This is a genomic window from Afipia massiliensis (assembly GCF_014203115.1).
GTDB lineage: Bacteria > Pseudomonadota > Alphaproteobacteria > Rhizobiales > Xanthobacteraceae > Afipia > Afipia massiliensis.
This window is the reverse complement of record NZ_JACHIJ010000009.1, coordinates 57,087-80,043: the sequence shown is the minus strand read 5'-3', so window position 1 is coordinate 80,043 and position 22,957 is coordinate 57,087. Positions and strand designations below refer to the sequence as shown.

Genomic DNA, 22,957 nt, shown 5'->3' with positions numbered 1-22,957 from the left:
TGCGCTCACTTGAATCACATACCGGAGTAAGAAATGAAATTCTCATTCGCCCTTGTTGGACTTGCCGCTCTCGGCATTCTTGCGGTCACTGAAACCGCGTCAGCGATGCCGAACGGCTTGACCACAAAGAGCGGCATCGAATCGAACGTAGATCAGGTTCGCCTGGTGTGTGACCGTTACGGACGTTGCTACCAGTCGCGCGGATACGGCTATCGAAGCGGACCGCGTTACGGCCATGGCCACCGGTATGGCCATGCACCGCGCTACGATCGTCATCGGGGGCGCGGATACGGACACGGTCACGGAGGTGGTGGCGGGAATTGGCGCCCCGTTGGCCGCTTGTGAGTTTTGAAAAGAGGGCTTCGGCCCTCTTTTTTCGTTTATGCGTTATGTCCAGGTCGATGGGTTGAGAAAGGGGCCGCCAACTGAGGCGGCCTTATAATGCCTCATGATTCGAATTTTGACTTTTGCAATTGCGGGGCCGCCGATACCACCACTGTTGTTCTGGCTGGTGGGGAGCCCAATCGTCATCGCGTTTGAGCGCGGGCGCATTGAAACTCCGTCGTTCTTTCTGGCAATCGCCGGGGCTGCGTTAGCTTACTATACAATGCTCATTCCTTGGCTGCTGCTCTGCTTGATACATTGGGGCCTGAGCCGTGGTCAGGTTGAAAATCGGCCCATTTGGCTGGCTGCAATTTCTTTTCTGGCCGTAGGCGCCTTCGGATTTTGGCGCTCGCATTTGTCCGCCTCATGGATGCTTGCTGGACTGCTGTATGCGCTGGCTTGGGCGCTCGCGGCGGCCTTCTGCGCGTGGCTTACCGATAAGCAATACGCCGCAAACTAGGCCACTTTAAAAATCAAAATAGGCCACTAGGGGATTAAAACAGGCCAGTACCGGTCCTCGAAAAAGAACATATTGCGAACTTAGAACAAATGGGGTACATTTTGTTCCATCGGATCGATCCTGATTCCGGTCCGCCGCAGGGGCAGCAGGCCAGCCAGCTTGTTTGTCCGGCTGGCGAATCCCGTTCATAAGGAGCACCACTATGGCCCCCGCCGCCCTGCGTATCGTTGAAGGATCATCCATGGACAAGACCAAGGCCCTGTCGGCCGCGCTCTCCCAGATCGAGCGCCAGTTCGGCAAGGGCTCCGTGATGAAGCTCGGCAAGAACGACCGCTCCATGGATATCGAAACGATTTCCTCGGGCTCGCTCGGGCTGGATATCGCGTTGGGCGTCGGCGGTCTGCCGAAGGGCCGCGTGGTCGAGATCTACGGGCCGGAATCGTCCGGCAAGACCACGCTGGCGCTGCACACCGTGGCCGAGGCCCAGAAGAAGGGCGGCATCTGCGCCTTCATCGACGCGGAACATGCCCTCGATCCGGTCTATGCCCGCAAGCTCGGCGTCAATGTCGATGAACTTCTGATCTCGCAGCCCGATCACGGCGAGCAGGCGCTGGAAATCGCCGACACGCTGGTGCGCTCCGGCGCGGTCGATGTGCTGGTTGTGGACTCGGTGGCGGCGCTGGTGCCGCGCGCCGAACTCGAAGGCGAGATGGGCGACAGCCTTCCCGGCCTGCAGGCGCGGCTGATGAGCCAGGCGCTGCGCAAGCTCACCGCTTCGATCAACAAGTCCCACACCATGGTGATCTTCATCAACCAGATCCGCATGAAGATCGGTGTGATGTACGGCTCGCCGGAAACCACCACCGGCGGCAACGCCTTGAAGTTCTACGCGTCCGTGCGCCTCGACATCCGCCGCATCGGCCAGATCAAGGAACGCGACGAAGTGATCGGCAATTCGACCCGCGTCAAGGTCGTGAAGAACAAACTGGCGCCACCGTTCAAGCAGGTCGAATTCGACATCATGTACGGCGAGGGCGTCTCGAAGCTGGGCGAAATTCTCGATCTCGGCGTTAAAGCCGGCATCGTCGAGAAGTCCGGCGCTTGGTTCTCCTATGACAGCGTGCGCCTCGGTCAGGGCCGCGAGAATTCCAAGACCTTCCTGAAGGCCAATCCTGAGGTGACGGCGAAGATCGAAGCCTTGATCCGCCAGAACTCCGGCCTGATCGCCGAGCAGATTCTCGCAGGCTCGCCGGAGCGCGATGCCGACGGCGAGGAGCCTGTGGAAGACTAAATCTATTTCCGGCTCGGGCTTCATCGCCCGGGTTCGGGTGCGATCCGAAAAGAACGGGAATCCTTTTCGGGCATCCATCGCACCTTCGGAAAGCAAACGGGCGTTGTGGATGTTGAGTTGCCGACATCCCCAGCGCCCGATTTGTTTTGAAGAGCAGGGCGACAGCGTTTCTCTCCGCGTCGTCCCGGCCAAGCGCAGCGCGAGCCGGGACCCATAACCCCTGCATTGGTTTGGCGCGTTGCGCGCTCGACACATGAACCACAGTCCAGGGATTGGGTCCCCGCGGTCGCGGGGACGACGACCTGGAAGCTCCGAGCGTGTTACTCCGCAGCCTGTGCGTAATCCGCCACCGGCGGGCACGAGCAGACCAGATTGCGGTCGCCGTGGACATTGTCGACGCGTCCGACCGGACACCAGTACTTGTCGGTGCGCGAGGTGCCGGCCGGGAAGCAGCCCTCCGCGCGCGAATACGGCCGGTCCCACTTGTCCTCCGCGATGTCGTGCACGGTGTGCGGCGCGTGGCGCAGCGGCGACGCCTCGATTTTGAAACGCCCGGATTCGACGTCGGCGATCTCGCGGCGGATCGCGATCATCGCGTCGCAGAATCGATCCAGTTCCGCCTTCGATTCGGATTCCGTCGGTTCGATCATCAGCGTGCCCGGCACCGGGAAGCTCATGGTCGGGGCATGGAAGCCGTAGTCGATCAGGCGCTTGGCGATGTCGTCCACGGTGACGCCAGATCCCGCCTTGAGCCCGCGCGGATCGACGATGCACTCGTGCGCCACGCGGCCGTTGTGGTTGCGATACAGCACCGGAAAATGCGGATCGAGACGTTTGGCGATGTAGTTCGCGTTTAGGATCGCGACTTCCGTGGCGCGGGTCAGGCCTTCGCCGCCCATCATCAGGATGTAGATGTAGGAGATCACAAGGATCGACGCCGATCCGTAAGGCGCGGCCGACACGGGACCAACCACAGCGTCACTATCGTTCGTGATATTCGCCGGAAGGAACGGCGCGAGGTGCTTCTTCACGCCGATCGGGCCCATGCCCGGTCCGCCGCCGCCGTGCGGGATGCAGAACGTCTTGTGCAGGTTGAGATGGCTCACGTCCGCGCCGTAGTCGCCGGGCCGCGCGAGGCCGACCTGCGCATTGAGGTTCGCGCCGTCGAGATAGACCTGTCCGCCGTGGCCATGAACGATGTCGCAAATCTCGCGGATGTGTTCCTCGAACACGCCGTGGGTCGAGGGATAGGTGATCATCACCGCGGCGAGGTCGTTCGCGTGCTCGTCGGCCTTCTTGCGCAGGTCTTCCACGTCGACGTCGCCGCGCGCGTCGCAGGCGACGACAACCACATCCATGCCGACCATGCTGGCGGACGCCGGATTGGTGCCGTGGGCCGAGGAGGGGATGAGGCAGACCTTGCGGTGCGGCTCGTTGCGCGAGGCGTGATAGGCGCGGATCGCGAGCAGCCCGGCATATTCGCCCTGCGCGCCGGAATTCGGCTGCAGCGACACCGCGTCATAGCCTGTGATGTCGGCGAGCCACTTCTCCAGCGTGGCGAACATGGCGTGATAGCCCGCCGCCTGTTCTTTCGGCGCGAACGGATGCAATCCGCCGAATTCCGGCCATGTTACCGGGATCATTTCGGTGGTGGCGTTCAGCTTCATGGTGCAGGAGCCGAGCGGGATCATGGCGCGGTCGAGCGCGAGATCGCGGTCGGAGAGCTTGCGCATGTAGCGCAACAGTTCGGTCTCCGAGCGGTGCTCGTGGAACACCGGATGGGTCAGGAATTTGCTGGTGCGATTGAGCGCAGGCGGCAGCGCGTCGCGCGCCTCTTTCTCGATGTCGGCATAGACGAGGTTGCCGCCGAAGGTGCGCCACACGCTCTCGACGACGGCAGGCGTCGTGGTCTCGTCCAGCGCGATGCTGACGGTGGTCTCGTTGAGCCGCAGATTGATGCTCTCATGGGCAGCGTGGGAGATGATGGCTTGCCGCTGACCGTTGATAGCGACAGTGATCGTGTCGAAATAGGCGTCGTTCAGCGATGCGAAGCCGAGCTTGCGCAGGCCCAAAGCCAGCACGGCTGCGCGCCGGTGCACGGTCCGCGCGATGTGCGTCAGGCCTTCGGGGCCGTGATAGACCGCGTACATCGACGCGATTACCGCCAGCAGCACCTGCGCGGTGCAGATGTTCGAGGTCGCCTTCTCGCGGCGGATGTGCTGTTCGCGGGTCTGCAGTGCGAGGCGATAGGCGGGCGCACCGCGCGAATCCACCGACAGACCGACGATGCGGCCGGGCAGCGAGCGCTTCAGCGCATCCTTCACCGCCATGTAGGCGGCGTGCGGTCCGCCGTAGCCCATCGGCACGCCGAAGCGCTGCGTCGAACCAATCGCAATGTCCGCGCCGAGATCGCCGGGAGATGCCACCAGCGTCAGCGCCAGCGGATCGGCGGCAACGACGGTGATAGCACCCTTTGCCTTCAATGCGGTGATCGCTGCGCGCGGATCGAAGAGGCCGCCATGCGTGCCGGGGTACTGGAACAACGCGCCGAACACGTCGGCGCTTGCGACATCGCGCGCGGGATCGCCGACGATCAGCGACCAGCCGAGCGGCTCGGCGCGGGTGCGCAGCACCGCCAGCGTCTGCGGATGCACCTCATGATCAATGAAGAACGCCTTGGTCTTCACCGAGGACGAGCGCTCGGCGAGCGCCATGGCTTCCGCGGCCGCGGTGCCCTCATCCAGCAGCGACGCATTGGCGATGTCGAGCCCGGTGAGGTCGCAGATCATGGTCTGGAAATTGAACAGCGCTTCCAGCCGCCCCTGGCTGATCTCGGGCTGATACGGTGTGTAAGCCGTGTACCACGCGGGACTTTCGAGGATGTTGCGCTGGATCACCGCCGGCAGGACCGTGCCCGAGTAGCCTTGGCCGATCAGCGAGGTGAACACCTGATTACGTGCGGCGATACCGCGCATATGCGTGATCGCGTCGATTTCGCTGAGCGGCTTGCCGAGATCGAGCGGCGCCTTCAGCCGGATCGACGCCGGCAGCGTCTCGCTCATCAGCGCCTGAAGGCTCGACGCGCCGACGGTTTGCAGCATGGCGTCGATGTCGCGCGATGAGGGGCCGATATGCCGGCGCACGAAATCGACAGCGGGTTCGGCAGGTTTGCGATGCGCGGTCATGCTGTGTCTCCTAAAAGCGTTTTCGAGCGAAGTGGGCACCGGTTCGCGTGAAGAAAACGCGTCCAAAAATTAAGCCGTGTGGGCCTTGTAGGCGGCTTCATCCATCAGGCCGTCGAGATCGCTCTTGTTGGCGATACGTAGCTTGAAGAACCAGGCGGCCTTGCCGGGATCGGAATTCACCAGCGACGGATCGGCGGCGACGGAGTCGTTGACCTCGAGCACTTCACCCGCGATCGGCGCATAAACGTCGGACGCAGCCTTGACGCTTTCGACTACAGCGGCGGCTTCGGCCTTCTTCAGCGTGCGGCCGACCTTCGGCAGTTCGACGAACACGACGTCGCCGAGCTGGGTCTGCGCGTAATCGGTGATGCCGATGGTGGCGACATCGCCGTCGATCTGGAGCCATTCGTGATCGGAGGTAAACAGCGTGGTCATGGTGTCCTCAGCATTTGCAGTGTTGATGTTGCTATCGTTTGTAACCGTTGGGTACGAACGGCATCGCTGAGACGCGCAGGGCTAAGCGCTGCCCGCGCACGTCGGCGAAGACGATGGTGCCTTCGGTGGAAAGGGACGTCGGCAGATAACCCATCGCCACCGGAGCGTTCAGGGTCGGCCCGAAGCCGCCGGATGTGACGGTGCCGATTTTGTCGGTTGAGGTTTCGCTGGCGTAGAGCGACGCGTGCTCTCGCACCGGCGCGCGGCCCTCTGCACGCAGACCGACACGGCGGCGCGATGCGCCGGTCTCGAACTGCTTCAGGATAGTGTCCGCGCCGGGAAATCCGCCGGCCCGCGCGCCGCTGTTGCGGCGGCTCTTTTGTACGGACCATTCCAGCGCGCCTTCGACCGGGGTGGTCGTGGTGTCGATGTCATGGCCATAGAGACAGAGACCGGCTTCGAGCCGCAGGCTGTCGCGCGCGCCAAGGCCGATTGGCAGCACGGCGGGATCGGCGAGCAGCGTGGTTGCGACACGCTCGACGTCTTTCGCTGGAACCGAAATCTCGAATCCGTCCTCGCCGGTGTAACCCGAACGCGAGACGAAGCAGTCGATGGCTCGACCAGAGATTTGCACCTTGTGCGGTCCGGCGTCCATAAAGCGCATCGCGGCGACCGTCGGCGCATGTTTGCTGAGAACCTCGACCGCCTTCGGGCCCTGCAGCGCGATCAGCGCGCGGTCCGGGAGCGGCTCGATGATGCAGACGTCCGACAGATGCTTGCGAAGATGCGCCTCGTCTTCCATCTTGCAGGCGGCGTTGACCACCAGGAACAGGTGATCGCCAAAGTTCGCGACCATCAGGTCATCGAGAATGCCGCCGGTATCGCTGGTGAACTGCGCATAGCGCTGGCGGCCGTGCGGGACGGCCAGAATGTCCTGCGGCACCAGCCGTTCCAGCGCGCGGGCGGCGTCCTCGACCTTGCCGGATTTCGCCGTGAGCGTGATCTGGCCCATATGGGAGACGTCGAACAGGCCAGCGGAGGCGCGGGTGTGGAGATGTTCCTTCAGCACGCCGGCGGCGTATTGCACCGGCATCTCGTAGCCGGCGAACGGCACGATCTTGCCGCCGCGCGCCACATGGAGATCATGCAGCGGAACGCGCTTCAGCGCAGTGTCGGCAGGGGAGGATGGATGTCGTTCGGCGGCTTGCATGGTTGGGCTCCTGACGGATTCCGGGACGGTTCCCGAAACCTTGTCGAAGCCCCATCTGTCGCTGCGCCTGAGAGTATTATCCCGTCGGCGGATGCCGCGCCGGACGTTCCGGCCGCATCTCTTTCCAGATTTCAGTCAGTCACACGGTCCGTTTGCCTGAGAGTTTCCGGGGCGGTTGCTCCTTCGGCGCCGGCATAAAGCCGGTCTCTCCCGACGTGACTTGTCAGCTTAGCATATAGCTCACATAAGCAGGGAAACACGCCTTTCGAGGCCCTGTCAACGCGACTGCGAGATTATCAACGAGCTTCGAGGCGCACTTGAGACTGCTTGCAAGCCGCTGATCTGGTGCACACTTTCTGGACATTGCAGGCCCGTTCCGTCTAGAAACGGGGCAGGACAAACTGCGCTGCACGCGTCATTGAAGGCGGGCTGCGCAACAGGGCGTTTTCGGGCGAGGCGGCTGCCGGTTCGCGTAACGAAAATGCGTCAAACATCGAGAGCGTTTTCGAGCGAAGTGGGACCCGGTTCGCGTGAAGAAAACGCGTCAAACATAGAGCTTTTGGGCGCGATTGGACGATTATGAGCGGCGTTAACGAGATCAGGTCGGCGTATCTGAATTATTTCGCGAAAAACGGCCACGACATCGTGCCGTCGTCGCCGCTGGTTCCGCGAAACGACCCGACATTGATGTTCACCAATGCGGGCATGGTGCAGTTCAAGAATGTGTTCACCGGGCTCGAGAAGCGTCCCTATCAGCGCGCGACCTCGTCGCAGAAATGCGTCCGCGCCGGCGGCAAGCACAACGACCTCGACAATGTCGGCTACACCGCGCGGCATCACACCTTCTTCGAGATGCTCGGGAACTTCTCGTTCGGCGATTATTTCAAAGAGCGCGCCATCGAACTTGCCTGGAATTTGATCACCAAGGAGTACAGCCTCCCGAAGGACAGGCTGCTTGTCACGGTTTATTCCGAGGACGAGGACGCTGCGAAACTCTGGAAAAAGATCGCGGGCCTGCCCGAATCGAAAATCATCCGGATCGGGACCTCGGACAATTTCTGGCAGATGGGTGACACCGGCCCGTGCGGTCCGTGCTCCGAAATCTTTTTCGATCACGGCGACAAGATCTGGGGCGGCCCTCCCGGCTCGCTCGAGGAAGACGGCGACCGGTTCATCGAGATCTGGAATCTTGTGTTCATGCAGTTCGACCAGATCGCGCCCGGCAACCGCGTTGCGCTGCCGAAGCCGTCGATCGACACCGGCATGGGTCTGGAGCGCATCGCCGCCGTGCTGCAGGGCAAGCACGACAACTACGAGATCGACCTGTTTGTCGCGTTGATCCGAGCCATTGCCGAGTTGACCGGCGCCGATCCGCAGGGCGAACAAAAGGCGTCACTGCGCGTGATCGCCGACCATCTGCGCGCGTCGTCGTTCCTGATTTCCGACGGCGTGCTGCCGTCGAACGAAGGCCGCGGCTATGTGCTGCGCCGGATCATGCGCCGCGCGATGCGCCACGGGCAGTTGCTCGGGGCGAAAGAGCCGCTGATGTATCGCCTCGTCTGGGCGCTGGTGCGCGAGATGGGTCAGGCCTATCCCGAACTGGTGCGCGCCGAGAACCTGATCGAGGAAACGCTGAAGCTGGAGGAAACCCGCTTCCGCAAGACACTGGATCGCGGCCTCACAATTCTGGACGAGAAAAGCGCGTCGCTGAAGAAGGGCGACATGTTCGACGGCGAGACCGCGTTCACGCTGTACGACACCTATGGCTTCCCGCTCGATCTCACGCAGGATGCGCTGCGAAATCGCGGCATCGGCGTCGACATCGCCTCGTTCACCGACGCGATGGAACAGCAGCGCAAGAAAGCGCGCGCGGCGTGGGCCGGGTCCGGCGACACCGCGACCGAGAACATCTGGTTTCCGCTGCGCGAGAAGCTCGGCGCGAGTGAGTTCTTGGGCTACGATACAGAGATCGCCGAAGGCGTCGTCACCGCTTTGGTGAAGGACGGCAAGGAGATCGAAGCTGCCGCGACCGGCGATAACGTCGCAATCGTCATGAACCAGACGCCGTTCTATGCGGAATCCGGCGGCCAGGTCGGTGACACCGGTGTTTTGAGCGGCGAGGGCGTGCGTGTGCGCGTCACCGACACCCAGAAGAAGGCGGGCGATCTTTATGTGCATCTCGGCACCGTCGAACAGGGCGTTGTGAAACCCGGTTTGCCGCTGCAGCTCGAAGTCGATCACGCGCGGCGCACATCGATCCGCGCCAATCACTCCGCGACGCATCTGTTGCATGAGGCGCTGCGTCAGGTGCTGGGCGATCACATCGCGCAGCGCGGTTCGCTGGTTGCTCCCGAGCGGCTGCGCTTCGATTTCGCCCACAACAAGCCGATTTCGGCGGACGAACTGCGCCGTATTGAAGACATCGCCAACGATGTCGTGCTGGAGAACGGCGAAGTCGTCACCCGCTCGATGGCGGTGGACGACGCGCGGGATTCCGGTGCGCGCGCGCTGTTCGGCGAAAAGTACGGTGACGAGGTCCGCGTGGTGTCGATGGGCGCGGGGCAGGGCAATGCGCTCGGCTGGTCGGTCGAACTGTGTGGCGGCACCCATGTGCGGCGCACCGGCGACATCGGTTTGATTTCCATCAGCGGCGAAAGCGCGGTGGCCTCCGGCGTGCGGCGCATCGAGGCGCTGACCGGAAACAATGCGCGTCACGCGGTGAACGCGACCATTCACACCGCGAAGGCAGCGGCGGCGGAGCTGAAAACCACGCTGGACGATCTGCCGGCGCGTATCGCCGCACTCGTCGAAGAACGCAAGAAGCTCGAAAATGCGTTGTCTGACGCGCGCAAGAAGCTGGCCATGGGCGGCGGTGCCGCGGCGGGCGGCGGTGCGGGTGCGACGTCGGACATCCGCACCATCGGCGATGTGAAATTCCTCGGCCGCGCCGTGCAGGGCATCGAGATGAAGGATCTCAAGAGCCTTGCCGACGACGGCAAGAAGCAGATCGGCTCCGGCGTTGTCGCGATCATCAATGTCGGCGAAGACGGCAAGGCTGGCGCGGTGGTCGGCGTCACGGCGGACCTGACCTCGCGCTTCAGCGCGGTCGATCTGGTGAAGATCGCGTCGGAAGCCTTGGGCGGCAAGGGCGGCGGCGGCCGTCCCGACATGGCGCAGGCCGGCGGCCCCGATGGCGCGAAGGCGGACGCAGCGCTGAAGGCGATCGAAGCCGCGATGGGCGCTTAGCGGACGCGCCTTCGAGGCGCATCCGCGACATTCAGTGCGACATGAAGACCGGAACGGTCATCGTGGACAGGATGCCCCGCGTCGCGCCGCCGAGCACGAATTCGCGCAGGCGCGAATGCCCATAGCCGCCCATCACGATCATGTCGGCCGAGCAATCCGCAGCGTGCGACAGGATTGAATCGGTGACATCGATATGAGACCCCGAGATGGTTTTGACCTCGGCCTTGATGCCGTGATGTTCCAGATGTCTTGCGATCTCGGCGCCTCGAACTTCGCGCTTCGGATGTTTGGCTCTCTCGGTGACGACGACCACAATTTCAACGGTTTCAGCCTTTCTCAGGAACGGTAGAGCATCGTTGATGGCGCGCGCGGCGGCGGCGCCTCCATCCCAGCAGCACAGCACGTGGCCGAGCTTCAGCCCGGCTTTCTGGATGTAGGGCACGATCATCACGGGTCGTCCGGAACTGAACAGGGCCGCTTCGATCAGAAGTTCGTTGTTTGCGCCGTCCGCCCCGGACTGCTCAAGAACGCTGAGATCGAAACGCCGCGCCATCGTCGCAAAGGCTTCGCCCGGGCTGAGACCGCCTTGAGTTACAAGATGGTGCTCAGTCGAGATAAGACGTCGCTGCGCCGCCATCTCAAATCGTTCGACCGCCGCGCGGGCAGATTTTTCACTGGCGGCCAGTATTTCCGCAAGCGCTTCCGAGGGCAGGCCGGGCATCATGAAAGCCGGCATATTCACCAGGTCGCCGAAAGCAATGCAGGCAAGGTGCGCGTCGAATGCTTCGGCGACTGTGACGGCATAATCAAGAGCGGGATCATTTGGCTGATCGCTCTCGACCTTGACGAGGATGTCCCTGATCATGGCGGTCCCTCGCAGCAGCGCGGGCGGATACCGGAAATCGACTCAGATCAAGCGGGTGGCAATCTAGCCCGCTCAGTTGATATCTAATCTTGCACGTCGTTTTTCAATGGCCTCACTGCGCTTGGGCACTGCGGCGATGAGTAGCGAAGGATGCACTTGCATCTATCTCCTTCATGCAGCAAAATGCGGCATGCATCACAATACTCCTTTGATTTCAACGGTTGTCGTCGGCCTCGTACTGGCTTTCATACTCGGCGCGCTGGCTCAGCGGGTCCGCATCTCGCCGCTTGTCGGCTATCTCCTCGCGGGCGTCGTCATGGGCCCGTTTACGCCCGGTTACGTGGCGGATCAGAACATAGCCAACGAACTCGCCGAGATCGGCATCATTCTGCTGATGTTTGGCGTCGGCCTGCATTTCTCGCTGAAGGACCTGCTGTCGGTGCGCGCCATCGCTGTCCCCGGCGCGGTGGTGCAGATCGCAGTGGCGACGCTGCTCGGCATGGGCCTTGGCTGGACGCTCGGCTGGCCGATCGGCGGCGGGCTGGTGTTCGGGCTCGCGCTGTCGGTTGCCAGTACCGTCGTGCTGCTGCGCGCCTTGCAGGAGAGGCGGCTGGTCGACACAGAGCGTGGGCGGATCGCGGTCGGCTGGCTGATCGTCGAGGACCTCGCCATGGTGTTGACGCTGGTGCTGCTGCCCGCGCTTGCCGGATTGCTGAAAGGCGAGGGTGCCAATGGCCTCAGTGCTTATGCCATGGCGCAGCCGGTCCTCATCACGCTCGGCAAGGTCGCGGCATTCGTCATCTTCATGCTGGTGGTCGGCCGCCGGGTGATCCCGTGGATCCTGCATTACGTTGCGCATACCGGCTCGCGCGAACTGTTTCGGCTCGCGGTGTTCGCGATCTCGCTCGGGGTCGCCTTCGGCGCGGCGCTCCTGTTCGATGTCTCGTTCGCACTCGGCGCATTCTTCGCCGGCATGATCCTGAGCGAATCTGAACTGAGTCAGCGCGCGGCCAACGAAACGCTACCGCTGCGCGATGCGTTTGCCGTGCTGTTCTTCGTGTCCGTCGGAATGCTGGTCGATCCGGCGATCATCGTGCGCGAACCGCTGCCGTTGCTCGCGACTGTCTTCATCATCATCTTCGGAAAATCCGTCGCGGCGTTCGGCATCGTGCGGATGTTCGGGCATCCGACATCGACGGCGCTGACGATCTCGGCGAGTCTCGCCCAGATCGGCGAATTTTCCTTCATTCTGGTCAGTCTCGGGGTCAGCCTTGCGCTGTTGCCGGATCGCGGCCGCGATCTGGTTCTTGCGGGCGCGATCATCTCGATCATGCTGAACCCGCTGTTCTTCGCGCTGCTCGATCGCTACGAGGCGAAGAAGAAAGCAGCCGAGGAAGCTGAGGAGGCCGCGGCGGCAGCACAGTCCGCGCAGGACACTGCTGCCGAGGCCGTCGCAGAAGCTGCAAGGGTGTCTGCAAAGAAGAAGTCGGCCCGCGTTGAACTACCGGTCACGGCGCTAACCAATCATGTCGTGCTGGTCGGGTATGGGCGCGTGGGAAGCGTTGTCGGCAAGTCCTTGCAGCAAGGAGGCGTGCCGTTCCTCGTCATCGAGGATGATCCGGGCTGCCTCGAAAGGCTTGCCGAGGCTGGGATCGAGAAGATCACGGGCAACGCGGCTGCGCCGGGAATGCTGGTCGCGGCCAATCTGGAAGTCGCGCGCGGGCTTATCGTTGCGATTCCGAATGCATTCGAGGGCGGACAGATCGTCGCCAAGGCCCGCGCGATCAGCCTTACGCTGCCGATTATCGCGCGCGCCCACTCGGAAGAGGAAATCGCGCACCTCAAGCATCACGGCGCGAATTTCGTCATCATGGGCGAGCAGGAAATCGCCAAGGCGATGATTGCGCAAATCGGACTGGCAGGCGCCTAGGCGCCTCTCCCGATCAGGCGGCGAGGTGTTTTTCGCGCGCGGCGATGAGGTTGCGAATTGCCGTCGTGATCGGAGCGGGACGATGCGTGGACTGGTCGGTGTTGACCCACACCACTTCGCCGGTGGCCATCAGGTCCGCGCTGTCTTTCAGGAAGATCGCCGTCTCGAACGTCATGCTGGAACTACCGATCCGCGCGACGCGGGCGCCGACCTCGATCTCCGCATCGAAGCGAATGGGCGCTTTGTATTCCACGACTGATTTGACGACATGGAAATCCATGCCGGTCTTCTTGGCGTCCGCATACTGGTCGTATCCCAGCGCGCGGAAATATTCGGTGATCGCGGTGTCGTAGAACGTCAGATAATGGGCGTTGAACACGACACCCTGGCCGTCGATCTCCGAATAGCGGATCCGGAAGGGGTGGAAGAAGCTGAATTGATCCCGAGTCATGTTCGTCATTCCGTTTCTTTTTTAGTTCACAAGCAAACGGCGCAGACAGTGTCTGCGCCGTTGAAAGACTTGAAGTGCGGCGTGCTGCGCGCCTTAGGCCGCCATTGCCTTGGTGAGATTTTCCGCGACCTTGTCGAGGAAGCCGGTGGTCGAGAGCCAGCGCTGATCGGCGCCGACGAGCAAGGCAAGATCCTTGGTCATGAAACCGGATTCGACCGTCTCGACACAAACTCGCTCCAAGGTGTTCGCGAACTTTGCCAGTTCGGCATTGTTGTCGAGCTTGGCGCGATGTCCGAGGCCGCGGGTCCAGGCGAAAATCGACGCGATCGAGTTGGTCGAGGTTTCCTTGCCCTTCTGGTGCTCGCGGTAGTGGCGGGTCACAGTGCCGTGGGCGGCTTCCGCTTCCATGGTCTTGCCGTCCGGCGTGAGCAGCACGGAGGTCATGAGGCCCAGCGAGCCGTAGCCCTGCGCCACGGTGTCCGACTGCACGTCGCCGTCGTAGTTCTTACAGGCCCAAACGTAGCCGCCGGACCACTTCATTGCAGCCGCCACCATGTCGTCGATCAGGCGATGCTCGTAAGTGATGCCCTTGGCATCGAAGTCCTTCTTGAACTCGGTGTCGAACACTTCCTGGAAGATGTCCTTGAAGCGGCCGTCGTACTGCTTGAGGATTGTGTTCTTGGTCGAGAGATAGACCGGATAGCCCTTCGTCAGGCCGAGGTTCATCGAGGCGCGGGCGAAATCGCGGATCGAATCGTCGAGGTTGAACATCGCGAGCGTCACGCCGGCGCTGGGCGCCTTGAACACTTCGCGCTCGATCACCTTGCCGTCGTCGCCGGTGAATTTCAGGGTGATGGTGCCCGGGGTCGGGAACTTGAAATCGGTAGCGCGGTACTGGTCGCCGAAGGCGTGGCGGCCGATGATGATCGGCTTGGTCCAGCCCGGAACCAGACGGGGCACGTTTTTGCAGATAATCGGCTCGCGGAAGACAACGCCGCCGAGGATGTTGCGGATGGTGCCGTTCGGCGACTTCCACATTTCCTTGAGGCCGAATTCCTTCACGCGGGCTTCGTCCGGGGTGATGGTGGCGCATTTGACGCCGACGCCGTGCTTCTTGATCGCATTGGCTGCGTCGATGGTGACCTGATCGTTGGTCTTGTCGCGGTATTCCATCCCAAGGTCGTAGTATTCGAGTTTCACATCGAGGAACGGGTGGATCAGCTTGTCCTTGATGTACTGCCAGATGATCCGGGTCATCTCGTCGCCATCGAGTTCGACGACGGGGTTGGTCACCTTGATTTTTGCCATGGGGATGGGGCCTTAATATTGGGGGCGGAGAGGGCGAGAGAACCGCAACCGGTTCCGTAGCGAGGCTATAGCACTGCGAAACGCAGGCTGGAAGGCGACAAAACCTGACAGATTGCCCATCCGTCCTGACCTTGCCCCTTTTTCGAAAAAGTTTGGGCGGGATGTCGATCCCGTCGGTGCTCGTTCGTCGTGAGAGCAGGAGGCCATTGGGGCCCTCTACGGAACCAGGGAGAAAGACAATGCGCGTTATGGTGATGGTCAAGGCGACGAAGGACAGCGAAGCGGGCACCATGCCTTCAACCGAGCTCCTCGAGGCCATGGGCAAGTTCAACGAAGAGCTGGTGAACGCCGGCATGATGCTGGCAGGTGAGGGGCTGCACCCGTCCTCAAAGGGAAAACGGGTCGCTTTCGACGGCCCGGCCCGCACCGTGATCGATGGGCCCTTCGCCGAGACCCGCGAACTGGTCGCCGGTTTCTGGCTCTGGGAAGTCAAGGACATGGCGGAAGCGGTGGAGTGGGTGAAGCGCTGCCCCAATCCGATGCTCGGGCCGAGCGAGATCGAGATCCGGCAGGTGTTCGAGGCGGCCGATTTCGGCGAAGCTCTGACGCCGGAGATCGCCGAAGCGGAGGATCGCCTGCGCGAAAAACTGACGAAACGCTAAACGTTCCGGTCGCCGCCGCGACTTGCCTTTCCCCTCGTTCTTCCCCTAAGCGAGACCCGTGGCGGCGAACGACACCCATCAAGCGATCGAAACGGTCTTCCGGATCGAACGGGCCAGGCTGATAGCCGGACTGGCCCGAATGGTGCGGGACGTCGGCCTGGCCGAAGAGCTGGCGCAAGACGCGCTCGTCTCCGCTCTGTCCGAATGGCCGAAGACCGGTGTTCCGATACATCCCGGCGCCTGGCTGATGGCCGCGGCCAAGCGCCGGGCCATCGACGGTTTCCGGCGCAGCAAGATGCTGGCACGGAAGCATGCGGAAATCGGCCAGGATTTCGAAGACCAGCGCGATAGCAGCATCGAGGACGCGGAAGCGGCCATGGACGACGATCTCGGCGACGAGTTGTTGAGTCTGATCTTCACCGCGTGCCACCCGGTGCTGGCTCCCGATGCGCGGGCAGCCCTGACCTTGCGCCTGATCGGCGGGCTGACGACGGACGAAATCGCACGCGCGTTTCTCTCGAACGAGGCAACCATCGCCCAGCGTATCGTCCGGGCGAAGAAGACCATCGGCAATGCCGGACTGACCTATGAGGTGCCACGCGGCAAGGATCGCGGGATGCGTCTCGCCTCCGTGCTTGAGGTCGTCTACCTGATCTTCAACGAAGGCTATTCGGCCACCGCCGGCGAAGACCTGATCCGCCCGGCTCTGTGTGCCGAGGCGCAGCGCCTTGGCCGTATCATCGCCGGTCTCGCTCCGAACGAGCCCGAGGTCTTCGGCCTTCTTGCGCTGATGGAAATTCAGGCCTCGCGACTGGCAGCCCGCACGGCAGCGGACGGCTCTTCGATTCCCATCACCGAACAAAACCGCAGCCGCTGGGATCAGCTCCTGATCCGCCGCGGGCTGGCTGCGCTCGAACGCGCAGAGACACTCGGCGGCAGTCATGGGCCCTATGCGTTGCAGGCCGCACTCGCTGCCTGCCATGCGCGCACGCAACGCGGACGAGACGAACTGGGAAAAGATCGCGGGCCTGTACGACAACCTGCGGGACGTGATGCCGTCACCGGTGGTCGATCTCAACCGGGCCGTGGCTCACAGCATGGCCTTTGGCCCGGAGGCTGGTCTGAAACTGATCGACGAGATCGCGGAGGCCGCGGCACTGCGAAATTACGCGCCGATGCCGGCCGCGAAGGGCGATTTCTTGTTTCGGGCGGGCCGGTTCACCGACGCCAGGTTCGAATTCGAGCGAGCCGCGGAGCTGAGCCGCAACGCGCGCGAGAAGGAATTCTTGCTTAAACGGGCGGCCGACTGCGGCGGCTGAACCGCCGGCGGCCGGGCGATCCTTTTCAGCCTCCGCAAGAGATTCAAAAGAGCAATCTAGGTCTATTATTTGCTTGAGAATTTCCGCCAGACGGGCGAACGAAGGGCGAAGCGAGAAGGGCTCCGGCGCAGCTCAGAAGCTGAATCAAAATCTTAAGAACTTGAATCAAAAAGTGAGCCCGATGTCCGGTTCAGGCACCGACAAAACCAAGACGCGCAAGGAGTTGGCCGGACCTGTGGTGGTCCTGGTCGAGCCGCAGCTTGGTGAGAACATCGGCATGTGCGCGCGCGCCATGGGCAATTTCGGGCTTACGCGGTTGCGCATCGTCAATCCGCGCGATGGCTGGCCCAATATGGCCGCCCAGCGCGCCGCGGCCGGTGCCGATCACATTCTCGATGAAGTCGAATTGTTCGACACCGTCGAGGCGGCGGTGGCCGACTGCTCACTGCTGTTCGCGACCACCGCGCGGGCGCACGATCAGGCCAAGCCGGTGGTCGGTCCCGGGGAGGCCGCCCGCCAGATCGTCGGAGAAGCCGCTGTGAGCGGCACGGCAGCGATCATGTTCGGGCGCGAGCGCTACGGCTTGCAGAACGACGAGGTCGCGCTCGCCAACCGCATTGTCACGTTTCCGGTCAATCCAGGTTTTGCTTCGCTGAACCTCGCTCAGGCGGTTCTGCTGATGGGCTACGAATGGTTCAAGCTCGTCACCGCCAACACGCTGCCGTTCGACATGCCGGAACGTTCGGAGCGGGCCTCGAACCACCAGATGCAGGCGTTTTTCGACAATCTCGTGAATGAACTCGACAAGGTCGAATTCCTGCGTCCGCCGGAAAAGCGCGACACGATGCTGGTGAACATGCGCAACATCTTCACGCGGATGGAGCCCACCAAGCAGGACATGCACACCCTGCACGGCGTGGTGATGGCCATCGCAGAGGGCCGCAAGGGCCCTGCAAAAGGCGGGGTTCTCGACGGCAACGAAGCGACGCGGCTGCGCGCGCTGCTGGCCGAGCACTCCGACGGACGGGCGCCGTCTGATAGCGGCACGGTGCGGGGGCTTGCGCGCCTGCTGCGGCGGAATCCCACCGATGCAGAACGCATCCTGTGGCAGGCTCTGACCACGGACCGCCGCTTCGCATCTCATTTCAAGCGGCAGACGCCGGTGGGGCGTCATATCCCGGATTTCGTGTCGTTCACGAAACGCATCGCCGTCGAGCTGGTCAACGCCAACGAGAACGACGTGATCGTGCGGGACCGCGCGGCGCGTGGTGAATGGCTCGCAGCGCGGGGATATCGCGTTTGCCTGATCAAGGCGGCGGATGTGGAAGGCGACCTTGCCGCGCAGCTCGACCGGCTCGCTGTCGCCTAACCCGCTTCGCTCCCGCAGCATCGATTGTTGTTCTGCCGCGGGATTAAAGCGCGCTAGAAAATGTTGTTGCTCAGGATGATTGCCAACTAACCAAATAAAATAGGGAGGCTTCCATATGCGTTCACTTGGTCTCGCAGCACTAACGACGGCTGCGGTCGTTCTTGCCGGTCCGGCTTATGCGCAGGCGCCGCAGGTTGAAAAGAACATCTCGATGGCGATGGCGATGGCCATTATCCAGGGCACCATCGAGCAGTGCACCAAAGACGGCTTCAAGGTGTCCGTCACCGTGGTGGACAAGGCCGGTAACGTCGCGGCGCAGGTTCGCGGTGACGGCACCAATCCGCACACCATGGAGTTCAGCCGCCTGAAGGCCTACACCTCGCGCACGCGCGGGATAACGTCCCTCGAATTCATGAAGCAGACGGACAAGCCTGAAACCGCCTCCCTGAGGCAGATCCCGGGTGTGGTTGCAGCGGGTGGCGCTGTCCCGATCAAGGTCGGCAACGAAGTGATTGGCGCGGTGGGTGCATCGGGTGCACCGGGCGGTGAAAAGGACGAAGTCTGCGTCCTCGCTGGCATTGCGAAGGTTCAGGACACTTTGAAGTAACTGCGTCCGGTCTGAAAAAAAGCCGCGCGATCCGATCGCGCGGCGTTTTCGTTTCAACGCGGCAGAGTTACTGCCCGGCCTTGATCTGGGCGACGGCGACCGCCACCAGTTCGTCCATCTTGGCGCGGATTTCCTGCTCGGTGGCCTTGCCTGCGAGGTCCGTTGCGACCTTGCGCAGGACGTCGGCATCGCCGGCTTCCTCGAAATCTGCCGAAACCACTTCCTTGGCATAGGCAGCGGCTTCATCGCCGGTTTTGCCCAGCTTTTCGGCGGCCCACAGGCCCAGCAGCTTGTTCCGGCGGGCTTCCGCCTTGAACTTCTGTTCCTCGTCGAGGGCGAACTTCTTCTCGAAGCCTTCCTGGCGCTTGTCAAAAGACGACATATATCTGTTCCGTAAGCTGAATCTGGGATTTGCCTGAACCGGCGGCGGAACCCAGCATATAGGGGGTCGGCTCCCCTCAAAGCAATGTCCCAGAAGTCGCAGGAAGCGGGTAAAACGCCTTTCGTTGCGTTGTATCCGTCACATCAATCGGTTAGGTTGCCGATGAGTCTGGTTCGCGGTTTGTTTCACGATTCCGGACTTCACGGCAGCTCCGCCGTGGGTCGCGTAAAATCACCCGGAGCACCCCATTCATGGACTTCAACAAAACACGGTACATCCCTATGAGCCGTCGGCGTCGCATTTACGAAGGCAAGGGCAAGACCCTTTACGAAGGGCCTGAGCCCGGAACCCTGATCCAGCATTTCAAGGATGACGCCACCGCGTTCAATGCCAAGAAACACCAGATCATCGAGGGCAAGGGTGTCCTCAACAACCGGATCTCGGAGTACGTTTTCCAGCATCTGAACGACATCGGCGTGCCGACCCATTTCATCAAACGGCTCAACATGCGCGAGCAGTTGATCCGCGAGGTCGAGATCGTGCCGCTGGAAGTCGTGGTGCGTAACGTTGCCGCTGGATCGCTGTCGCAGCGCCTCGGCATCGAGGAAGGCACGCAGCTGCCGCGCTCGATCATCGAGTTCTATTACAAGAACGATCAGCTCGGCGATCCGATGGTCTCCGAAGAGCACATCACCGCGTTCGGCTGGGCCACGCCGCAGGAAATCGACGACATGATGGCTCTTGCCATTCGCGTCAACGACTTCCTGACCGGACTGTTTCTTGGCGTCGGCATCCGTCTTGTGGACTTCAAGATGGAATGCGGACGGCTGTTCGAGAACGACATGATGCGCATCATCGTTGCCGATGAAATCTCGCCGGACTCGTGCCGGCTGTGGGACATCAAGTCGAACGAGAAGATGGACAAGGACCGCTTCCGCCGCGATCTCGGTGGGCTGCTTGAGGCCTACACCGAAGTTGCCAAGCGTCTAGGCATCCTGATCGAGAACGACCGCCCCGCGGGCTCCGGCCCGGTGCTGGTGAAGAGCTGAATTCGATGAAGGCGCGCATCACCGTCACATTGAAGAACGGCATTCTCGATCCGCAGGGCAAGGCCATCGAAGGGGCGCTGAAATCGCTCGGCGTCGATGGCATTGCCAGCGTGCGGCAGGGCAAGGTGTTCGACATCGAAGTCGCCGGCGCGGACAAGGCGAAGGCCGAAACCGCGCTCAAGGAAGCCGCCGACAAGCTGCTCGCCAACACGGTGATCGAGAATTATCGGGTTGAGGTTCTAGGCTAACCCCGCTTCCGGCAACGGTTCGGCGTGCTTACAACCATCCTGCACGCCGGAATCGGTAGAAAAGCGACAGACAGACCGCGGCAATCGCGCCAAGCGCGACATAATAGCCGTACTTCCATTTGAGCTCCGGCATGTGTTCGAAGTTCATGCCATAGATGCCCGCGAATGCGGTGGGAACGGCGATGATCGCAAGCCATGACGCCAGTTTCTTGGATACTGCGGTTTCCTGCGCCTGTCCGACGAGCAGGCTCGCCTCGAACGCGAACGCCAGCACCTCCCGCATCGAATCGATCCGCTCCTGAATGGTCCTGACGTGATCGGTGACGTCGCGAAACAGCGGCTGCATGGTTGTGCGAATCATCGTCAGATTATCGTGTTCGAGACGTCGGCAGACTTCGACAAGCGGCCCGATGGCGTTGCGGAGCCGCAACAGGTCGCGGCGCAGCAGGTAGAGGCGCTGGATCTGCTGCTGCGTGATGGTATTGGCCAGCACGTATTCCTCGATCGCCTCAACCTCCTCATAAATCGTCTCCAACACCGGCGAGTAGTTATCGACGATGAAATCGAGGATGGCGTAGAGGATGTAGTCCTCGCCGCGGGCCAGCGCGCGCGGGCAGCTTTCGCAGCGCTCACGGACCGGCGCATAGGATGTCGAGGCGCCGTGACGGACCGAGACGATGTAGCCTTCGCCGACAAACAGGTGAGTTTCACCAAACGCGATCCGCCCGTCGATGAGCTGGGCAGTTCGCGCCACGATGAACAGGGCGTCGCCATATTGCTCGATCTTCGGCCGTTGATGGGCGTTGTTGGCGTCCTCGATCGCGAGGTCGTGCAGATGGAATTGCCGCTGCACGCTGCTCAGCAGCGCCATGTCCGGTTCGTGCAGCCCGATCCAGACCACATGACCCGGCTTGTTGCACCAGCTTGACGCCTCCTCGATGGCGATGTTGGTAATGCGCCGGCCATCGGCATAGACGCTGGCGGCGACGACACCTTCGGAGGTGACGGGCGCGGTGGCGGAGACCGCCGACGAAGCGACATTCATGGTTTCCGTCCCTGAATTGCTGTGTCCTGCGCGCGATGCAGGGCTTTTCAGCAAGGCTAGCACTGGAAAAACCACCGTCAAATGGGTATGTCTGGCCCTCAGCGGCGGTGAATCGCCGAACCTGTCCATTGTCCGGAATCACCATGAAATCAGCCGTTCTCGTCTTCCCCGGCATCAACCGCGAGCGCGACATGGCGCGCGCCCTCAAGCTCGCGTCCGGCAACGATTCCACGATGGTCTGGCACGCCGACACCGCCTTGCCGAAGGGCACCGACCTCGTCGTCGTGCCGGGTGGCTTCTCGTACGGCGATTACCTGCGCTGCGGCGCGATTGCTGCGCGTGCGCCGATCATGGACGCCGTCCGCGCCCATGCCGCCAATGGCGGCCTCGTGCTTGGCGTTTGCAACGGCTTCCAGATCCTCTGCGAGTCGGGCCTGTTGCCCGGCGTGCTGATGCGCAACGCGCAGCTCAAGTTCATCTGCCGCGACGTGCACCTGCGCGTCGAGCGCTCCGATACGGCTTTTACGCGTGGCTACAACGCCGGGCAGGTGATCCGCGTGCCGGTGGCGCACGGCGAAGGCAACTACGCCGCCGATGAGGATACGATCCGGCGGCTCGAGGGCGAGGGCCGGGTGCTTTATCGCTACTGTTCAGCCGATGGCGAAGTCGGCGACACTCACAACATCAACGGCGCTGCCGCTTCGATCGCTGGCATCGTCAGCGACAAGGGCAACGTGCTCGGCATGATGCCGCATCCGGAAAACCACGTCGAAGACATCATGGGCTGCACTGACGGCCGCGGCCTGTTCGCGGGTCTGGTGGCGCATCTGAAGGCGGCGGCGTAAGCGCCAGACCGCCTTACGCTTTCTTCTTCATCCGCTTGATCGTGCCGGAAAACGTGAACAGCGGCTTGTCGCCGGTGTGCATGATGCCGCGCAGGAAGATGAGCGATCCGGCAGCACGGGTCACTTCACCGGTTGAGACGACGAGGTCGCCTTCGCGCGCGGCCGCGAGGAATTCGCAGCCGAATGACACTGTGACCGCCGGAGCTTCAAGCTCGCGGGCGGCGAAGGCGAACAGGCAGTAGTCGGCGAACGTCATGTAGCAGCCACCATGGACGTTGCGCATGCCGTTCAGGTGCTTCCGCTCGACGCGGAACGCACAGCGGATGCTGCCGTCGTCCTCGAAACGGTGCCAGAACGGACCGTTGTTGGATTCGAAGCTGTCGCGGCTCCAGGTCCGCCATCCGGCGAACTCGCCCTCGGTCGCGATCAGGAGGTCGGGACGGAAACGGGGTGTCTTCTGCGGAACGTCATCCAAGATATCGTGATCCTTGAAAATGAGGCCCTGCGGGCCGTGCCGGGCCTCTCTTAGAGCCTCTAGGGGCAGGCCCGCAACCGGGGGTTTTTTAGCCGGGATTTCTCCCTATCTGATGCTTGCCGCAGGCCGGGCTGCCGTGCACAAAGAGGCCAGTGTCCCGAAGCCGACGTTCGCTCCATTTTGCAGCGGCT

Annotated in this window: 21 protein-coding genes and 1 riboswitch; of the genes, 12 read left to right on the top strand and 9 right to left on the bottom strand. The window is 62.3% G+C overall.

Features of this window, described 5'->3' with window-relative positions; genetic code table 11:
- Nucleotides 1–33: 33 nt before the first annotated feature.
- The 3 genes from HNQ36_RS24090 to recA all read left to right on the top strand — a co-directional run bounded on the left by HNQ36_RS24090 (nucleotide 34) and on the right by recA (nucleotide 2,135).
- Complete coding sequence (locus HNQ36_RS24090; RefSeq protein ID WP_184089980.1) at nucleotides 34–345, top strand: hypothetical protein; 312 nt, start codon at nucleotides 34–36, stop codon at nucleotides 343–345.
- Nucleotides 346–448: 103 nt separating this feature from the next.
- Nucleotides 449–844 (top strand): hypothetical protein, encoded by a 396-nt coding sequence (locus tag HNQ36_RS24085; protein WP_184089977.1) that lies wholly within the window; start codon nucleotides 449–451, stop codon nucleotides 842–844.
- A gap of 202 nt (nucleotides 845–1,046) precedes the next feature.
- A complete protein-coding gene (recA, locus tag HNQ36_RS24080) occupies nucleotides 1,047–2,135 on the top strand; it encodes a recombinase RecA (protein WP_046827003.1) in 1,089 nt (362 codons plus the stop codon).
- Between the two features lie 320 nt (nucleotides 2,136–2,455).
- On the opposite strand, the gene gcvP is transcribed toward recA, so the two are convergent.
- The 3 genes from gcvP to gcvT all read right to left on the bottom strand — a co-directional run bounded on the left by gcvP (nucleotide 2,456) and on the right by gcvT (nucleotide 6,965).
- On the bottom strand, nucleotides 2,456–5,320 hold the full coding sequence (gene gcvP, locus HNQ36_RS24075) for an aminomethyl-transferring glycine dehydrogenase (RefSeq protein ID WP_184089974.1): 2,865 nt from the start codon (nucleotides 5,318–5,320) through the stop codon (nucleotides 2,456–2,458).
- 69 nt (nucleotides 5,321–5,389) lie between these two features.
- Entirely contained in the window at nucleotides 5,390–5,755 is a 366-nt protein-coding gene (gcvH, locus tag HNQ36_RS24070) for a glycine cleavage system protein GcvH (RefSeq protein WP_184089971.1), read from the bottom strand.
- Between the two features lie 31 nt (nucleotides 5,756–5,786).
- Nucleotides 5,787–6,965, bottom strand: a complete 1,179-nt coding sequence (gcvT, locus tag HNQ36_RS24065; protein ID WP_184089969.1) for a glycine cleavage system aminomethyltransferase GcvT — start codon at nucleotides 6,963–6,965, stop codon at nucleotides 5,787–5,789.
- A 134-nt stretch (nucleotides 6,966–7,099) separates the two neighbouring features.
- Nucleotides 7,100–7,189: riboswitch (glycine riboswitch) on the bottom strand.
- A gap of 355 nt (nucleotides 7,190–7,544) precedes the next feature.
- Here gcvT and alaS point away from each other — a divergent pair.
- Nucleotides 7,545–10,211, top strand: coding sequence for an alanine--tRNA ligase (gene alaS, locus HNQ36_RS24060; protein WP_184089967.1), 2,667 nt, complete (start codon nucleotides 7,545–7,547; stop codon nucleotides 10,209–10,211).
- A gap of 31 nt (nucleotides 10,212–10,242) precedes the next feature.
- Here the strand turns inward: alaS and HNQ36_RS24055 are convergent, their stop codons facing one another.
- Complete coding sequence (locus HNQ36_RS24055; protein WP_184089965.1) at nucleotides 10,243–11,076, bottom strand: universal stress protein; 834 nt, start codon at nucleotides 11,074–11,076, stop codon at nucleotides 10,243–10,245.
- A 190-nt stretch (nucleotides 11,077–11,266) separates the two neighbouring features.
- On the opposite strand from HNQ36_RS24055, the gene ybaL reads away from it, so the two are divergent.
- Nucleotides 11,267–13,006, top strand: a complete 1,740-nt coding sequence (gene ybaL, locus HNQ36_RS24050; protein WP_184089963.1) for a YbaL family putative K(+) efflux transporter — start codon at nucleotides 11,267–11,269, stop codon at nucleotides 13,004–13,006.
- A gap of 13 nt (nucleotides 13,007–13,019) precedes the next feature.
- Here the strand turns inward: ybaL and HNQ36_RS24045 are convergent, their stop codons facing one another.
- Both HNQ36_RS24045 and HNQ36_RS24040 read right to left on the bottom strand, forming a co-directional pair.
- Nucleotides 13,020–13,457, bottom strand: a complete 438-nt coding sequence (locus HNQ36_RS24045) for an acyl-CoA thioesterase (RefSeq protein ID WP_184089961.1) — start codon at nucleotides 13,455–13,457, stop codon at nucleotides 13,020–13,022.
- A gap of 93 nt (nucleotides 13,458–13,550) precedes the next feature.
- Complete coding sequence (locus HNQ36_RS24040; RefSeq protein ID WP_184089959.1) at nucleotides 13,551–14,765, bottom strand: NADP-dependent isocitrate dehydrogenase; 1,215 nt, start codon at nucleotides 14,763–14,765, stop codon at nucleotides 13,551–13,553.
- Nucleotides 14,766–15,004: 239 nt separating this feature from the next.
- On the opposite strand from HNQ36_RS24040, the gene HNQ36_RS24035 reads away from it, so the two are divergent.
- From HNQ36_RS24035 to HNQ36_RS24020, 4 genes are all read left to right on the top strand, one after another.
- On the top strand, nucleotides 15,005–15,427 hold the full coding sequence (locus HNQ36_RS24035; RefSeq protein ID WP_184089957.1) for a YciI family protein: 423 nt from the start codon (nucleotides 15,005–15,007) through the stop codon (nucleotides 15,425–15,427).
- A 58-nt stretch (nucleotides 15,428–15,485) separates the two neighbouring features.
- Nucleotides 15,486–16,721 (top strand): RNA polymerase sigma factor, encoded by a 1,236-nt coding sequence (locus tag HNQ36_RS24030; RefSeq protein ID WP_347340002.1) that lies wholly within the window; start codon nucleotides 15,486–15,488, stop codon nucleotides 16,719–16,721.
- Nucleotides 16,722–16,927: 206 nt separating this feature from the next.
- Nucleotides 16,928–18,115, top strand: a complete 1,188-nt coding sequence (locus HNQ36_RS24025) for a TrmJ/YjtD family RNA methyltransferase (RefSeq protein ID WP_184089954.1) — start codon at nucleotides 16,928–16,930, stop codon at nucleotides 18,113–18,115.
- Between the two features lie 115 nt (nucleotides 18,116–18,230).
- Nucleotides 18,231–18,722 (top strand): GlcG/HbpS family heme-binding protein, encoded by a 492-nt coding sequence (locus HNQ36_RS24020; RefSeq protein ID WP_184089951.1) that lies wholly within the window; start codon nucleotides 18,231–18,233, stop codon nucleotides 18,720–18,722.
- 67 nt (nucleotides 18,723–18,789) lie between these two features.
- On the opposite strand, the gene HNQ36_RS24015 is transcribed toward HNQ36_RS24020, so the two are convergent.
- On the bottom strand, nucleotides 18,790–19,104 hold the full coding sequence (locus HNQ36_RS24015) for a DUF1476 domain-containing protein (RefSeq protein ID WP_046826990.1): 315 nt from the start codon (nucleotides 19,102–19,104) through the stop codon (nucleotides 18,790–18,792).
- Nucleotides 19,105–19,385: 281 nt separating this feature from the next.
- Between HNQ36_RS24015 and purC the strand changes: the two genes are divergently transcribed.
- Both purC and purS read left to right on the top strand, forming a co-directional pair.
- Nucleotides 19,386–20,153 (top strand): phosphoribosylaminoimidazolesuccinocarboxamide synthase, encoded by a 768-nt coding sequence (gene purC, locus HNQ36_RS24010; RefSeq protein WP_019196322.1) that lies wholly within the window; start codon nucleotides 19,386–19,388, stop codon nucleotides 20,151–20,153.
- Between the two features lie 5 nt (nucleotides 20,154–20,158).
- Nucleotides 20,159–20,401 carry a phosphoribosylformylglycinamidine synthase subunit PurS gene (gene purS, locus HNQ36_RS24005; protein WP_046826988.1) on the top strand — a complete coding sequence of 81 codons (243 nt, stop codon included), beginning with the start codon at nucleotides 20,159–20,161 and terminating at the stop codon, nucleotides 20,399–20,401.
- A gap of 28 nt (nucleotides 20,402–20,429) precedes the next feature.
- Here purS and HNQ36_RS24000 read toward each other — a convergent pair whose 3' ends face one another.
- Nucleotides 20,430–21,446, bottom strand: a complete 1,017-nt coding sequence (locus HNQ36_RS24000) for a magnesium and cobalt transport protein CorA (protein WP_184089948.1) — start codon at nucleotides 21,444–21,446, stop codon at nucleotides 20,430–20,432.
- Between the two features lie 143 nt (nucleotides 21,447–21,589).
- Here HNQ36_RS24000 and purQ point away from each other — a divergent pair, with 143 nt between their 5' ends.
- A complete protein-coding gene (purQ, locus tag HNQ36_RS23995) occupies nucleotides 21,590–22,291 on the top strand; it encodes a phosphoribosylformylglycinamidine synthase subunit PurQ (protein WP_184089945.1) in 702 nt (233 codons plus the stop codon).
- Between the two features lie 13 nt (nucleotides 22,292–22,304).
- Here the strand turns inward: purQ and HNQ36_RS23990 are convergent, their stop codons facing one another.
- Entirely contained in the window at nucleotides 22,305–22,766 is a 462-nt protein-coding gene (locus HNQ36_RS23990) for a PaaI family thioesterase (protein WP_184089942.1), read from the bottom strand.
- Nucleotides 22,767–22,957: the final 191 nt, after the last annotated feature.

Coding starts and splice junctions, on each gene's coding strand:
- HNQ36_RS24090 (WP_184089980.1), top strand. CDS start 34: ATGAAATTCTCATTCGCCCTTGTTGGACTTGCCGCTCTCGGCATTCTT.
- HNQ36_RS24085 (WP_184089977.1), top strand. CDS start 449: ATGATTCGAATTTTGACTTTTGCAATTGCGGGGCCGCCGATACCACCA.
- recA (WP_046827003.1), top strand. CDS start 1,047: ATGGCCCCCGCCGCCCTGCGTATCGTTGAAGGATCATCCATGGACAAG.
- gcvP (WP_184089974.1), bottom strand. CDS start 5,320: ATGACCGCGCATCGCAAACCTGCCGAACCCGCTGTCGATTTCGTGCGC.
- gcvH (WP_184089971.1), bottom strand. CDS start 5,755: ATGACCACGCTGTTTACCTCCGATCACGAATGGCTCCAGATCGACGGC.
- gcvT (WP_184089969.1), bottom strand. CDS start 6,965: ATGCAAGCCGCCGAACGACATCCATCCTCCCCTGCCGACACTGCGCTG.
- alaS (WP_184089967.1), top strand. CDS start 7,545: ATGAGCGGCGTTAACGAGATCAGGTCGGCGTATCTGAATTATTTCGCG.
- HNQ36_RS24055 (WP_184089965.1), bottom strand. CDS start 11,076: ATGATCAGGGACATCCTCGTCAAGGTCGAGAGCGATCAGCCAAATGAT.
- ybaL (WP_184089963.1), top strand. CDS start 11,267: ATGCATCACAATACTCCTTTGATTTCAACGGTTGTCGTCGGCCTCGTA.
- HNQ36_RS24045 (WP_184089961.1), bottom strand. CDS start 13,457: ATGACTCGGGATCAATTCAGCTTCTTCCACCCCTTCCGGATCCGCTAT.
- HNQ36_RS24040 (WP_184089959.1), bottom strand. CDS start 14,765: ATGGCAAAAATCAAGGTGACCAACCCCGTCGTCGAACTCGATGGCGAC.
- HNQ36_RS24035 (WP_184089957.1), top strand. CDS start 15,005: ATGCGCGTTATGGTGATGGTCAAGGCGACGAAGGACAGCGAAGCGGGC.
- HNQ36_RS24025 (WP_184089954.1), top strand. CDS start 16,928: ATGTCCGGTTCAGGCACCGACAAAACCAAGACGCGCAAGGAGTTGGCC.
- HNQ36_RS24020 (WP_184089951.1), top strand. CDS start 18,231: ATGCGTTCACTTGGTCTCGCAGCACTAACGACGGCTGCGGTCGTTCTT.
- HNQ36_RS24015 (WP_046826990.1), bottom strand. CDS start 19,104: ATGTCGTCTTTTGACAAGCGCCAGGAAGGCTTCGAGAAGAAGTTCGCC.
- purC (WP_019196322.1), top strand. CDS start 19,386: ATGAGCCGTCGGCGTCGCATTTACGAAGGCAAGGGCAAGACCCTTTAC.
- purS (WP_046826988.1), top strand. CDS start 20,159: ATGAAGGCGCGCATCACCGTCACATTGAAGAACGGCATTCTCGATCCG.
- HNQ36_RS24000 (WP_184089948.1), bottom strand. CDS start 21,446: ATGAATGTCGCTTCGTCGGCGGTCTCCGCCACCGCGCCCGTCACCTCC.
- purQ (WP_184089945.1), top strand. CDS start 21,590: ATGAAATCAGCCGTTCTCGTCTTCCCCGGCATCAACCGCGAGCGCGAC.